The sequence below is a fragment of the Pseudonocardia sp. NPDC046786 genome, from assembly GCF_040645415.1.
GTDB lineage: Bacteria > Actinomycetota > Actinomycetes > Mycobacteriales > Pseudonocardiaceae > Pseudonocardia > Pseudonocardia kongjuensis.
The window spans coordinates 132,899-145,929 of record NZ_JBEYYF010000004.1 but is presented as its reverse complement, the minus strand read 5'-3'; the positions used below and the strand labels follow the sequence as shown (position 1 = coordinate 145,929).

At 73.4% G+C, this 13,031-nt stretch carries 15 protein-coding genes; 7 read left to right on the top strand and 8 right to left on the bottom strand.

The window, feature by feature from the left end; translation table 11 throughout:
• Window positions 1-28: 28 nt before the first annotated feature.
• The 6 genes from ABZ881_RS06380 to dxr form a co-directional block, all read right to left on the bottom strand.
• On the bottom strand, window positions 29-862 hold the full coding sequence (locus tag ABZ881_RS06380; protein WP_358482296.1) for a GNAT family N-acetyltransferase: 834 nt from the start codon (window positions 860-862) through the stop codon (window positions 29-31).
• A 29-nt stretch (window positions 863-891) separates the two neighbouring features.
• Window positions 892-2,049, bottom strand: coding sequence for a flavodoxin-dependent (E)-4-hydroxy-3-methylbut-2-enyl-diphosphate synthase (ispG, locus tag ABZ881_RS06375; RefSeq protein ID WP_358482295.1), 1,158 nt, complete (start codon window positions 2,047-2,049; stop codon window positions 892-894).
• Window positions 2,050-2,116: 67 nt separating this feature from the next.
• Window positions 2,117-2,866: a DUF899 family protein gene (locus tag ABZ881_RS06370; protein ID WP_358482293.1), complete on the bottom strand. Its 750-nt coding sequence runs from the start codon at window positions 2,864-2,866 to the stop codon at window positions 2,117-2,119.
• Window positions 2,867-2,937: 71 nt separating this feature from the next.
• Entirely contained in the window at window positions 2,938-3,426 is a 489-nt protein-coding gene (locus tag ABZ881_RS06365; RefSeq protein WP_358482290.1) for a hypothetical protein, read from the bottom strand.
• Window positions 3,423-4,739, bottom strand: coding sequence for a site-2 protease family protein (locus ABZ881_RS06360; protein WP_358482289.1), 1,317 nt, complete (start codon window positions 4,737-4,739; stop codon window positions 3,423-3,425). Before ABZ881_RS06360 ends, ABZ881_RS06365 begins: the two co-directional genes overlap by 4 nt.
• Complete coding sequence (gene dxr, locus ABZ881_RS06355) at window positions 4,736-5,881, bottom strand: 1-deoxy-D-xylulose-5-phosphate reductoisomerase (protein WP_358482288.1); 1,146 nt, start codon at window positions 5,879-5,881, stop codon at window positions 4,736-4,738. Before dxr ends, ABZ881_RS06360 begins: the two co-directional genes overlap by 4 nt.
• Window positions 5,882-5,958: 77 nt before the next feature.
• Between dxr and ABZ881_RS06350 the strand changes: the two genes are divergently transcribed.
• The 4 genes from ABZ881_RS06350 to ABZ881_RS06335 are packed head-to-tail and all read left to right on the top strand — an operon-like array spanning window position 5,959 to window position 7,575.
• Window positions 5,959-6,219: a DUF2631 domain-containing protein gene (locus tag ABZ881_RS06350; RefSeq protein WP_344030240.1), complete on the top strand. Its 261-nt coding sequence runs from the start codon at window positions 5,959-5,961 to the stop codon at window positions 6,217-6,219.
• A 7-nt stretch (window positions 6,220-6,226) separates the two neighbouring features.
• Window positions 6,227-7,198, top strand: a complete 972-nt coding sequence (gene ligD / locus ABZ881_RS06345) for a non-homologous end-joining DNA ligase (protein WP_358482286.1) — start codon at window positions 6,227-6,229, stop codon at window positions 7,196-7,198.
• A gap of 9 nt (window positions 7,199-7,207) precedes the next feature.
• Entirely contained in the window at window positions 7,208-7,366 is a 159-nt protein-coding gene (locus tag ABZ881_RS06340) for a hypothetical protein (protein WP_358482285.1), read from the top strand.
• Window positions 7,367-7,395: 29 nt separating this feature from the next.
• A complete protein-coding gene (locus ABZ881_RS06335) occupies window positions 7,396-7,575 on the top strand; it encodes a hypothetical protein (protein WP_344030231.1) in 180 nt (59 codons plus the stop codon).
• Here the strand turns inward: ABZ881_RS06335 and mug are convergent.
• On the bottom strand, window positions 7,572-8,171 hold the full coding sequence (gene mug, locus ABZ881_RS06330) for a G/U mismatch-specific DNA glycosylase (protein ID WP_358482284.1): 600 nt from the start codon (window positions 8,169-8,171) through the stop codon (window positions 7,572-7,574). The two genes, ABZ881_RS06335 and mug, sit on opposite strands and share 4 nt — an antisense overlap.
• Window positions 8,172-8,276: 105 nt before the next feature.
• On the opposite strand from mug, the gene ABZ881_RS06325 reads away from it, so the two are divergent.
• Entirely contained in the window at window positions 8,277-9,347 is a 1,071-nt protein-coding gene (locus tag ABZ881_RS06325; RefSeq protein WP_358482283.1) for an ATP-dependent DNA ligase, read from the top strand.
• Window positions 9,348-9,424: 77 nt separating this feature from the next.
• Complete coding sequence (locus ABZ881_RS06320; RefSeq protein ID WP_358482282.1) at window positions 9,425-10,294, top strand: type IV toxin-antitoxin system AbiEi family antitoxin domain-containing protein; 870 nt, start codon at window positions 9,425-9,427, stop codon at window positions 10,292-10,294.
• 79 nt (window positions 10,295-10,373) lie between these two features.
• Here ABZ881_RS06320 and ABZ881_RS06315 read toward each other — a convergent pair whose 3' ends face one another.
• The gene (locus ABZ881_RS06315; protein WP_344030224.1) at window positions 10,374-11,354 is read right to left on the bottom strand and encodes a LacI family DNA-binding transcriptional regulator; all 981 of its coding nucleotides are present in this window, start codon (window positions 11,352-11,354) and stop codon (window positions 10,374-10,376) included.
• A 199-nt stretch (window positions 11,355-11,553) separates the two neighbouring features.
• On the opposite strand from ABZ881_RS06315, the gene ABZ881_RS06310 reads away from it, so the two are divergent.
• Window positions 11,554-12,966: a sugar ABC transporter substrate-binding protein gene (locus tag ABZ881_RS06310; protein WP_358482280.1), complete on the top strand. Its 1,413-nt coding sequence runs from the start codon at window positions 11,554-11,556 to the stop codon at window positions 12,964-12,966.
• Window positions 12,967-13,031 lie beyond the last annotated feature (65 nt).

Here is a 13,031-nt window from a genome sequence, read left to right as displayed (position 1 = left end):
ACGGCACCGCTCACCGCGGCGCCGCGGCTCAGAACAGGACGGTGGCGAACTGCGCGACCTGCGTGAACCCCACCCGCTGGTAGGCGGCGCGGGCGGGCGAGTTGAACGCGTTGACGTAGAGGCTGGCGCAGCGCCCCATCGCCCCCAGCGCCACCGCGACCGACGCGGTGCCCGAGGTACCGAACCCGTGCCCGCGCCACGCCGGGTGCACCCAGACCCCCTGGATCTGCCCGACCTGCCGGGACAGCGCGCCGATCTCGGCCTTGAACACGACCTCGCCGTCCTGGAACCGGGCGAACGCCCGGCCTGAGGTGATCAGCTCGGCGACCCGGGCGCGGTAGCCGGCGCCGCCGTCGCCGTCCCGCGGGTCGACGCCGACCTCCTCGGTGAACATCGCGACCGCGGCGGGCAGGTAGCGGTCCAGCTCCTCGATCCGGACCGGCCGCACCTGCGGGTCCGGCGGGACGGCGGGCATGCCGGTCAGCGTCATCAGCGGCTGGTCCGGGCGGACCTCGCGGGCGGGCCCCCAGACCGAGGACAGCTCGTCCCACATCGGCAGCACCAGCTCGGCCCGGCCGACCAGCGACGAGCAGGCCCGGCCGGCGCGCCGGGCACGGTCGGCGAACGCGCGCAGCGCCGAACGCTCGCCGCGCAGCGGCACCAGGTTCGCCCCGGAGAAGCAGAGCCCCTCGGCCGGGCCGCCGTGCGACCACAGCTCCCCGCCCAGCCGCCACGGGTCCAGCCCGACCGCCTCGACCCGCGCCGCGACCATGCAGGAGGCGACGGGGTCGGCGTCCAGCACGTCGTGCACCCCGGAGCGGTGACGATCGTCGAGAAGCCGTGCACCGGCCACCCTCAGCACGTGACTCATGATGCCACGCCGTACAACGATCAGCCGACCGTCACCTGCGGTTCGCCCGGGACGGTCTCGCCCATGTCCTCGGCGAGCCGCATGGCCTCCTCGATCAGGGTCTCCACGATCTTGTGCTCGGGGACGGTCTTGATGACCTCGCCCTTGACGAAGATCTGGCCCTTGCCGTTGCCGGAGGCGACCCCGAGGTCGGCCTCGCGGGCCTCCCCCGGCCCGTTCACGACGCAGCCCATGACGGCCACCCGCAGCGGCACCTCCATGCCGGTCAGACCGGCGGTGACCTCGTCGGCGAGCTTGTAGACGTCGACCTGGGCGCGCCCGCAGGACGGGCAGGACACGATCTCCAGCCGGCGCGGGCGCAGGTTCAGCGACTCCAGGATCTGCTGGCCGACCTTGATCTCCTCGACCGGCGGCGCGGACAGCGAGACCCGGATCGTGTCGCCGATCCCCTGGCGCAGCAGCGCGCCGAACGCGACCGCCGACTTGATGGTGCCCTGGAACGCCGGCCCGGCCTCGGTGACGCCCAGGTGCAGCGGGTAGTCGCACTGCTCGGCGAGCAGCTCGTAGGCGCGCACCATGACGACCGGGTCGTTGTGCTTCACCGAGATCTTGATGTCGTGGAAGTCGTGCTCGGCGAACAGGCCCGCTTCCCACAGCGCGGACTCGGCGAGCGCCTCCGGGGTGGCCTTGCCGTACTTGTCCATCAGCCGCTTGTCCAGCGAGCCGGCGTTGACCCCGATCCGGATCGGGGTGCCGTGGTCCTTGGCCGCCTGGGCGATCTCCTTGACCTGGTCGTCGAACTTGCGGATGTTGCCCGGGTTGACCCGGACGGCCGCGCAGCCCGCCTCGATCGCGGCGAACACGTACTTCGGCTGGAAGTGGATGTCGGCGATCACCGGGATCTGCGACTTCTTCGCGATCGCGGGCAGTGCCTCGGCGTCGTCGGCGGACGGGCAGGCCACCCGCACGATGTCGCAGCCGGACGCGGTCAGCTCGGCGATCTGCTGCAGCGTCGCGTTGATGTCGGAGGTCAGGGTGGTCGTCATCGACTGCACGGAGATCGGGTGCTCTGAGCCGACCCCGACCGGGCCGACCTGGAGCTGACGGGTCCTGCGCCGCGGGGCAAGGGTCGGCGCGGGCTCAGGTGAGACTGCGGGCATTCCGAGGGCGACGCTCACGACCACCACTATCCCATCGCCGCGGGCGGGCCGCCGTTCCCGGTGAGCGGACGCACCCCGGCCGGCGTCAGTGGCGGTCGTCGCGCCGACCGAGGGTGGTCACCGGGGTGGCACCGGGCCGGGCCCACTGCGGCACCGGACGGCTGGTCGGGCCCCAGGTGGGGTTCCCGCCGTCGTCGGTGCGCCAGTACCAGCAGGCGTGCCGGTCGCCGGGACCGTCCTCCCACGCCTCGCCGCGACCGCGCGGCGTCCGGTCCAGCAGTGCGAACGACCCGCTGACCGGCTCGTTGCCGCGGCCGGTCGTGGCGTAGGTGAGGAAGGTCCGTTCGCCGTCGCGCAGGTAGCTGGTGAGGTAGCCCATCTCGCCACCGATCGGCTCGTCCAGCCCGCGCACCGAGTACCAGTGCCGGGGGTAGCCCATGAAGTCGGCGTAGGCGGCGACCTCCGGCCACTCCCCCGTGGTCACCACGGCGACCGACACGCCCCGGGCGTTCGGGTAGACGGTGTCGCGCAGGTGCCAGGCGGTGGTGGTGCAGCCCTCGCACTGGCCCTGGTGCGGGGCGCCGTCGTGCCACATGTGCTTGTAGACGACGAGCTCGTCACGGCCGGCGAACAGGTCCAGGAAGGGGACCGGGCCGTCCGGACCGACGACCTCGACGGACCCGTCGAACTCGACCATCGGCAGCCGCCTGCGGGCGGCGGCGAGCGCGTCGCCATCCCGGGTGTGCGCCTTCTCCCGGACCAGGAGCTCGTCCCGGGCGGCCTGCCAGGTGGCCCGGTCGACGACCGGCCGGAGTTCCGGGGTGGGTGCGGTCACGGTGCCTCCTCGTGGGCGCGGCGGGGCGCCGCTCACGAGTACCGACCCGGTGCCGTCCCGGAAGTCATCGGTCAGGTGCGGCCGTGCTTCTCCTGCGCGTCCTGCAGGGTCGACGAGTGCGGCAGCCAGGTGGCCAGCTCGACCGGCCAGCCGTCGTCGGCCAGCACCCGCACGACGGCCGGGTCGTCATCGATGATCATCGCGATCGCCCGGTCCCGCGCGAGCCTGCGCAGCACCTCGCGCTTGACGTAGCGGGCCGGGCGGTGGTCGTCGTCGGGCCGCATGTACAGCGGCCCGGTGGCCAGGCCGAACCCGGCCAGCCAGTCCTCGGTGAGCCGCCGGTTCCGCTCCGGGCGCCCGGTCAGGTAGACGACGTCGTAGCGCTCCAGCGCCGCCGCCAGCCGCTTGGCACCCTCCTCCAGCAGCGGATCGGCGTGCGCGGCGGCGAAGAACTTCTCCCACCGGTGGACGTCGAGGAAGTGCAGCCGGTGCGAGACGTCGGCCAGCACGCCGTCGATGTCGAACACCGCCAGCGGGCGGAGGTCGTGCTCCGGGCTCATCCGAAGAACCGCACAGGGTTGACGATGTCTGCGATCGCGAGAAGCAGCGAGAAGCCGAGGAAGACGATGACGAAGACGTAGGCCACCGGGAGGAGCCGGGCTGCGTCGACAGGACCCGGGTCCGGCCTCCTGAGCGCACGCGCAGTGTTCCGTTTGATCGACTCCCAGATGGCCGGGACGATCTGCCCTCCGTCCAGAGGCGGGATCGGCAGCAGGTTGAGCAGGAACAGCGAGATGTTCACCGCCGCCAGGAGCCCGAGGAACAGTGATACGTCCTGCTGCCAGGGCACGTTCTCCTGGGCCAGGATCTCACCGCCGATCCGGGAGACCCCGACGACCCCGACCGGGCTGTCCGGCTCACGCTCCTCCCCGAGGAACGCGGCGCCGAATACGGCGGGGATCCGCTCCGGGATCTGGGTGATCGCCTCGCCGCTGCGGACGATCATGGACCCGATCTCGGTTGCCACGGCGCCGGGCCCCTGCCGGACGTAGTCAGGCAGCAGCGACACCCCGATGAAACCCGCGGTCACGGTCCGCGTCGGATCCTGGAAGTCCAGCACCTCGTTGTCGATGATGTCGACCGACGTGGCGACCCGCTCACCGTCGCGGTCGACGACGATCGGCGTCGGCCCCGAGGCGACACGGATCGCCTCACGAAGCTGCTGGCCCTGCGCCTCCTCGACGTCCCGGCCGGCGAAGCTCAGGATCCGGTCGCCGGGGAGCAGGCCCGCAGCGGCCGCGGGGGTGGGCGGCGCGTCCACCGGGCACTGTTCGATCTGCTGCGTCGCGGCGACGCTCGCAGGGACCACACACTCGCTGACGTCCCGGATGCGGGTGCCGTCGGTCGCCTGCCCGACCCCCATCAGCAGGACCGCGAACAGCGCGATCGCCAGGATCAGGTTCATGAACGGCCCGGCGAACATGACGACGATCCGCTTCCACGGCGACCGCGTCCAGAACTGCCGGTCGACGTCCTGGGGCAGCACGTCCATCTGGGACTGGGCCCTGGCGTCGTCCATCAGGCCCTGGAACGGCCCGGTGCGCCGGCTGCGGCCGAGCCGGCCGCGCCCGGGCGCGGGGGGCAGCATCCCGATCATCCGGACGTAGCCGCCGAGCGGGATCGCCTTGATCCCGTACTCGGTCTCCCCCCGCTTCACCGACCAGATCGTCCGGCCGAAACCGACCATGAACTCGGGCACCTTGATGCCGAACCAGCGGGCGGTGGCGAAGTGGCCGAGCTCGTGCCAGGCGATCGAGATGAGCAGCCCGACGAAGAAGATCGCGATCCCGACGATCGTCCAGAGGATGGTCACGAACCCGCCTTCTCCCTCGCATGGGCGCGGGCCCATTCCTCCGCCGCCAGCACGTCCGCAACGGTAGCCGGGTCACCCGTCCAGGCGTCGGCCGCCTCCAGGACCTCGGCGAGCAGGTCGGTGATCCCGAGATAGCCGATCCGGCCGCGCACGAACGCCTCGACGAGCTCCTCGTTCGCGGCGTTCAGCACGGCGGGCAGGCAGCCCCCGGCGCTCCCGGCGGCGCGGGCGAGCCGGACGCCGGGGAACGCGTCGTCGTCGAGCGGCTCGAAGGTCCAGCTCTGCGCCCGGCCGAAGTCGCAGGCGGTGGACGCCCCGGGCAGCCGGTCCGGCCAGCCCAGCGCCAGCGCGATCGGCAGCCGCATGTCCGGCGGGGACGCCTGGGCCATCGTCGAGCCGTCGGCGAAGGTGACCATCGAGTGCACGATCGACTGCGGGTGCACGGTGACGTCGATCCGGTCGTAGCCGATGCCGAACAGCAGGTGCGCCTCGATCAACTCCAGGCCCTTGTTGACCAGGGTCGCCGAGTTGATCGTGATGACCGGGCCCATCGCCCAGGTCGGGTGCTGCAGCGCCTGCTCGACGGTGACGTCGGCGAGCGAGGCCCGGGTGCGGCCGCGGAACGGCCCGCCGGACGCGGTCAGCACCAGCCGGTCCACCTCGGTGGCCCGCTCGCCGCGCAGGCACTGGGCCAGCGCCGAGTGCTCGGAGTCGACCGGCACGATCTGCCCGGGCTGCGCCGCCGCCAGCACCAGCGGCCCGCCGGCGACGAGCGACTCCTTGTTCGCCAGCGCCAGCCGGGCGCCGGTCGCCAGCGCGGCCAGGGTCGGGCCGAGCCCGCGGGAGCCGGTGACCCCGTTCAGCACGACGTCGGCGCCGCAGGCGGTGACCAGCTCGGTGGCGGCCTCCGGGCCGTCGAGCACCTCGACGCCGGGCAGCGCGGCCCGCAGCTGCGCGGCGGCCCCGCGCGAGGACACCGCGACCCGGGGCACGTCGTGCGCACGCACCTGGGCGACCAGCGCGGGCACGTCGGACCCGCCCGCAGCCAGCCCGGAGACGGTGAACCCGCCGGCGCGGGTGATCACATCGAGGGCCTGGGTGCCGATCGAACCGGTGCTGCCCACCACGACGAGTGACTTCATCACTGCCCATCATCCCCGGTGCGGTCGCTGTGCGACGATGGCCCCGGTCTGCGGCGGGACGTAACGGGAGGAAGCACGTGGCGAGCAACACACGCGAGGTCGCGGTCCGGTCGGGCGTCGATCCCGAGGCGGAGCCCTCGGTCGACTGGGGCTGGCACCAGAACTTCACCAAGGGGCTGCCGATCGCGGCCGGTCTCGTCGGGATCACGCTGCTGCTGTTCACGATCGGGCACCCGATCAGCTGGACCGAGTTCCTCTTCATGGGCGTCCCGGCCCTGGTCTGCCTGGTCGGCGCCGTCGCACACCCGATCTACAAGCGGCGCAGCTGGCGCCACTGATCCCGCCGTGGCCACCGACGCGGGTGCGCCGGTCGAGCTGACGATCGGCAACCGCGTAGTGCGGCTGTCCAGTCCGGACCGGGTCTACTTCCCGGCCCGCGGCGAGACGAAGCGGGACCTGGCCGCGTACTACACCGCGGTCGGCGACGGCGTGGTCCGCGCCTTGCGCGACCGGCCGTGCATGCTGCACCGCTTCCCCACCGGCGTCACCGGCGAGAAGGTGCACCAGAAGCGGCTGCCGCGCGGCGCGCCGGACTGGGTGCGCACGGTGCGCGTGCACTTCCCGCGCTACAACCGCACCGCCGACGAGCTGTGCGTCGCGCACCTGGCCGACGTGATCTGGGCGGTCCAGATGTCCACCGTCGAGTTCCACCCGTGGAACTCCCGCGCCGCCGACGTCGAGTCCCCCGACGAGTGGCGGATCGACCTGGACCCGATGCCGTCGTCGTCCTGGACGGACGTCCGGCGGGTCGCCGGTGTGGTGCACGAGGTGCTCGACGAGCTGGGCGCGACCGGCTACCCGAAGACCTCCGGCGGCGCCGGACTGCACGTGTACGTGCGGATCCCGGCCGATCACGGGTTCGCCGACGTCCGCCGGGCCGCGCACGCGTTCGCCCGCGAGGTGGGCCGGCGCTGCGACCGCGTCGACCTGTCCTGGTGGCGCAAGGACCGGGACCCGTCGAAGATCTTCGTCGACTACAACCAGAACGCCCGCGACCACACGATCGCCTGTGCCTACTCGGTGCGCGGCACCCCGGACGCGCGGGTCTCGGCGCCGGTCCGCTGGGACGAGATCGACGCCTGCGAGCCCGGCGACTTCACGATCGCGACGATGCCGGCCCGCTACGCCGAGCTCGGTGACCTGCACTCCGGTATCGACGACTCCGCGTTCCCGATCGACCCGCTGCTGGAGTGGGCCGACCGGGACGCCCGCGACGGCCCGCCCGACCTGCCTGACCTCGACGATCCGGGCACGTAGGGCCGGGCCGTGGAGGAGAATCCGGGGATCGCGTGGGGCATGGCGTTCGGGCTGCTCGCCGGGGGCGCGCTCGCGGTGCTGTCCGACAACTGGTGGCTGTTCCCCGGGCTCGGTCTGCTGGCCGGCCTCCTGATCGGGATGATGGTCGACCGGCGCGGCTCCGCCTGATCCGCACCGCGAACGGGAGGGGACAGCCGATGGACGACGAGCACCGCCGCAACCAGCTGCACCGGCTCGGCTACGGCATCGGCGGCGGGCTGGTGGTCGGCGCCGTCGTCTGGACGCTGACCGACACCTGGTGGTGGGTTCCGGTGTTCCTGGTCGTCGGGTTCGGCGTGGGGCTGTTCCTGCGCGCGACGACGCCGCCGGCCTCCTAGCCGCGCGCGCCGGACCCCGGCTCCCCGGCGCGCCCGCGCAGCCTGCCGAACTCGGCGGCCATCGCCGCGCGGCTCCAGTGCGCGTTCAGCCCGGACGGGTTGGGCAGCACCCACACCCCGGTGCCGCCGAGCCGGTCGGGCTGCTCCCCCACCCGGGCGTCGCGCCGGCCGAACGCGGTCCGGTAGGCGCCGATCCCGACCACCGCGAGCCATCCCGGCCGGTGCCGCGCGACCAGCTCGCGCAGCCGCCTGCCACCGGCGACCAGCTCGTCGTCGGTGAGCTCGTCGGCGCGGGCGGTGGCCCGCGGCGCCATGTTCGTGATCCCCAGGCCGAGCCCGGCCAGCTCGCCCTGCTCGCCGGGACGCAGCAGCCGCGGGGTGAACCCGGACTCGTGCAGCACCGGCCAGAACCGGTTCCCGGGCCGCGCGAAGTGGTGGCCGGTGGCGGCCGAGAGCAGGCCCGGGTTGATCCCGCAGAACAGCACCCGCAGCGGCGGGTCGCCGGGGCCGGGGAGCACGTCGGGGATCGTCCGGTCGCGGGCCCGCTCGAGCTCGGCCCGGGACGGCCCCGGATCGCGACCGTCGGCGCGTCCCATCGGGGCAGTCCAGCACGCCGCCGATCAGTTCGCACCGCCGGGCCGGTCCACCCGGGTGGGTGCGCCGTCGTGCCGTCGCGCCCGACCGAGAGGAGACTGCCCGCCGTGGACCTGCCCGTGATCCCCCCGGTGAAGCCGATGCTGGCCAAGCCCGCGCCGTCGATCCCGGACGGACGGCTCTACGAACCCAAGTGGGACGGCTTCCGCTCGATCGTCTTCCGGGACGGCGACGAGATCGAGATCGGCTCCCGCAACGAGCGCCCGATGACCCGCTACTTCCCCGAGGTCGTCGAGGCGGTGCTGGCGAACTTCCCGCCGCGCGCGGTGATCGACGGGGAGATCGTGGTCGCCGACCGGGCGAACAACACCCTCGACTTCGAGGCGCTGCAGCAGCGGATCCATCCCGCGGCCAGCCGGGTCACGCTGCTCTCGAACGAGACACCGGCGTCGTTCGTCGCGTTCGACCTGCTCGCGCTCGGCGACGAGGACCTCACCGGGCTGCCGTTCGCGCAGCGCCGGGCCCGGCTGGAGGAGGCGCTCGCCGACGCCGCCCCGCCGGTGCACCTCACCCCGATCACCGACGACACCGGCACCGCGCGACGCTGGTTCGAGCGCTTCGAGGGCGCCGGGCTGGACGGGCTGATCGCGAAGGACCCGCAGGGCACCTACCAGCCGGACAAGCGGGCGATGACGAAGGTCAAGCACGAGCGCACCGCGGACTGCGTGCTCGCCGGGTACCGGGTGCACAAGTCCGGGCCGGACGCCGTCGGGTCGCTGCTGCTCGGCCTGTACGACGAGCGCGGCGTGCTGGCGTCGGTCGGCGTGGTCGGCGCGTTCCCCATGGCGCGGCGGCGCGAGCTGATGACCGAGCTGGCGCCGCTGGTCACCGACTTCGACTCGCACCCGTGGGCCTGGGCGAAACAGCTGGAGGGCGAGCGCACGCCGCGCAAGTCGGAGGGCAGCCGGTGGAACGCGGGCAAGGACCTGTCGTTCGTGCCGCTGCGCCCGGAGCGGGTGGTCGAGGTGCGCTACGACTACATGGAGGGGGCCCGGTTCCGGCACACCACCCAGTTCGTGCGGTGGCGCCCGGACCGGGAGCCGGGGTCGTGCACCTACGAGCAGCTGGAACGCCCGGTGCGCTTCGACCTGGGTGAGGTGCTGGCCGGCCGCGGCTGACCCCGGGCCCTTCGCTCCGGCGAACCCGTTCCGCCGATCCCGCCCGCCCGGTGACGCGCGCGGGGAGGCTCCCCCGGATGCGCTTCCAGGACGTCCTGCGCCGGCAGCACGGCGTCATCACCCGCGCCCAGGCCCGGGCCTGCGGCGTGTCCGCGGCCCAGCTGCGGCGCCGGATCGAGCGCGGCGAGCTCGACGAGGTGTACCCCGGGGTGCGGTGCTCGCGGGCGCACCGGGTGACCAGCGCGATGCTGGTCGTCGCTGCCGCGCGGTGGGCGGGCCCGCAGGGCGTGCTCGACGGCGTCGCCGCGGCCGTCGTGCACCGGATGCTGCCGCGGCTTCCGGACCGCTCCCGGCCGGTCGGGGTCACCGTGCCGCGCCGCGTCCGGCGCACCGTGCCCGGCGGGATCCGGCTGCGCCGTCGCGACCTGGCCCCGGCGGACCGGGTCGTGCGCGGCGGTCTCGGCGTCACCTCCCCCGGGCTCACCGCGCTGGAGACGGCCGCGGCGCTCCCGGACGGCGCCGCGTTCCTGGACCGGGTGCTGCAACGCGGGCTGCCGTTCGCCGATCTGCTCGCGGCGCACGACCGCACCATCGGCGCCGCCGGCATCACCCGGGCCCGGTCGTTGCTGGTCGAGGCCGCGGACCGGGCCGACTCGCGGGCCGAGCGACGGCTGATCGGTCACCTGCGCCGGGCCGGGATCACCGGGTTCGAGCGCGGATTCCCCTTCGGTCCGTGGTCCGTGGATCTGGCCTTCCGCCGCGAACGGCTCGCCGTCGAGGTGGACGGCTGGGCGTTCCACTCCGGGCCCGACCGGTTCCGCGCCGACCGGCGCAAGCAGAACGCGCTGGTCGGGGCCGGTTGGACGGTGCTGCGCTTCACCTGGCAGGACATCCGGGACCGCCCCGGGCAGACGGTCGCCCGGATCCGGCGCGCGCTCGGACCATGATCCCTGTTTCGGGAGTGCCGGTGCGCGGGTCACGCTCCAGGACTCCCGAAACAGGGATCATGGTCCGGCCGGGTCCCGCTCAGGACCGGCAGCCGCAGGACTCGCGATGCACGAACCGGGTCGGCAGCCGCACCGACCGCGGCTCGGCGTCGGGCTCGGCCATCCGGCGCAGCAGCAGCCGCACCGCCTCCCGGCCGATCCGGGCGAACGGCTGCGCGACCACGGTCAGCCGCGGGCTGAACGCGTCCGCCCACGGGAAGTCGTCGAACGCGGCGAGCGCGATGTCGCCGGGGATGCGCAGGCCGACGTCGTGCGCCGCCTGCACCGCGCCGATCGTCATCGCGTTGTTCCCGGTGACCAGCGCGGCCGGGCGGTCCGGCCGGTCCAGCAGCCCGCGGACCGCCCGGCGGGCCGGTTCCGCCTCCGAGTGGCCCTCCACGACCAGCGAGTACGTCAGTCCGGCGCGCTGCAGCCCGAGCCGGTACCCGGCCAGCCGCTCGACCGTGGTGGCCAGCCCGGCGTGCCCGGCGACGTAGCCGATCCGGCTGTTGCCGGCCGCCGCGAGGTGCTCCACCAGCCCGGCCACCGGCTCGACGTTCTCGGTGCCGACCTCGTCGTGCCCGCCGCCGAGCATCCGGTCCACGAGTACCGTCGGCACCTTCTGCGCGGCGAGCGCGGCCAGGGTGCCCGCCGAGTCCGCGGACGGCGCGAGCAGCACCCCGTCGACCCGGCTGCGCAGCCGGGCGACGGCGGTCGCCTCGTAGCCGGGGTCGTCGTGCGGGTCGGCGAGCAGCAGCGTGTAGCCGGCGGCGGCGGACTCGTCCTCCACCGCGTGCAGCAGCTCCCCCAGATACGGGTTGGAGATCGCGGACAGCGCGAGCCCGAGCGTGCGGGTGCGGGCGGTGGCCAGCGACCGGGCCGCCGCGTTCGGCGTGTACTGCACCTTCTCCATCGCCGCCAGCACCTGCCTGCGGGTGTCCTCCCGGACCGGGCGGGTGCCGTTCAGGACGTGCGAGACGGTCGCGGTGGACACCCCGGCGAGCCGGGCGACCTCGGCCATGGTCGCGATGGTGCACCTCCGGTCACGGTTCGACCGCCCAATGCAGGCAAGCGCTTGCGCAAGCGGTTACTTCGCGCATACCGTACACGAGCCCGCCGAATGGACGTGTGCAGAATCACAGCGTTTACCAGAAGATCACACCCCTCGACGACGAGGAGAGCGCCGTGAGGAACGGCCGAGCCGAACGGAACCAGTCGCCGTGACCCCCGGGACCACAACCCGCCGCCGCCGACGGCCCGCCGTCGCCGCCGCCCTGCTCGCCGCCCTCTCACTGGTCCTCTCCGCGTGCGCCGGCGCCGGTGCGCTGGGCCTGCCGGAGGGCGCCCGGGTGGTGACCATCGCGATCGTCTCCAACCCGCAGATGGAGGACGCGATCGCGCTCACCCCGCGCTTCGAGGCCGAGAACCCGGACATCCGGCTGCGCTTCGTGAGCCTGTCCGAGAACGAGGCCCGCGCGAAGATCACCGCGTCGGTCGCCACCGGCGGCGACGAGTTCGACGCCGTGATGATCTCGAACTACGAGACCCCGCAGTGGGCCGAGAACGGCTGGCTGGTCGATCTCGACCCGCTGATGGCCGACACCCCGGGCTACGACCAGGACGACTTCACCCCCAGCATCCGGGACGCGCTCTCCGGCCCCGACGGCCACATGTACTCGGTGCCGTTCTACGGCGAGTCGTCGTTCCTGATGTACCGCACGGACCTGTTCGCCGAGGCCGGACTGACCATGCCCGAGCAGCCGACCTGGCCGCAGGTCGCCGAGTTCGCCGACCGGCTCACCGACCGGGACCAGAACCGCTCCGGGATCTGCTTGCGCGGGCTGCCCGGCTGGGGCGAGGTGATGGCCCCGCTGGACACCGTGATCAACGCCTTCGGCGGCCGCTGGTACGACGAGCAGTGGAACGCCCAGCTGACCTCGCCCGAGGTCCGCGAGGCCGTCCAGTTCTACGTCGACATGGTGCGCGAGAACGGCATCCCCGGCTCGGCGCAGGCCGGCTTCTCCGAGTGCGGCACCCAGTTCAGCCAGGGCAACGCCGCGATGTGGTACGACGCCACCGTCGCCGCCGGCCTGGTGGAGAACCCCGAGGAGTCCCAGGTCGTCGGGAACGTCGGCTACGCCCCGGCCCCGGTCGGCGACGACGGCCGCCCGTCCGGCTGGCTGTACTCGTGGGCGCTGGCCATCCCGCAGACCACCGCGGACAAGGGCCCCGAGCAGGTCGACGCGACCTGGAAGTTCCTGTCCTGGATGACCTCGAAGCCCTACCAGCGGCTCGTCGGCGAGGAGTTCGGCTGGACCTCGGTGCCGCCGGGCGCCCGTCGGTCGACCTACGAGATCCCCGAGTACATCGAGGCGTCGGCGGCCTACGCGCCGCAGACCCAGCGGGCGATCACCGACGCCGACCAGGAGAACCCGACCCGGGACCCGGTCCCCTACACCGGCGTGCAGTTCCTCGCGATCCCGGAGTTCCAGGACCTCGGCACCCGGGTCAGCCAGCAGATCTCGGCCGCGATCGCCGGTCAGCAGACCGTCGACGAGGCCCTCGAACAGGCCCAGAACTACGCCGAGACCGTCGGCGAGAGCTACCAGGAGCAGGAGGGGGTGAACCCGTGAGCACCTCGGAGACGAGCACCCCGCGCAGCGGCACGGCCGACGTCGCCGAACCCGCGCCGTCGAAG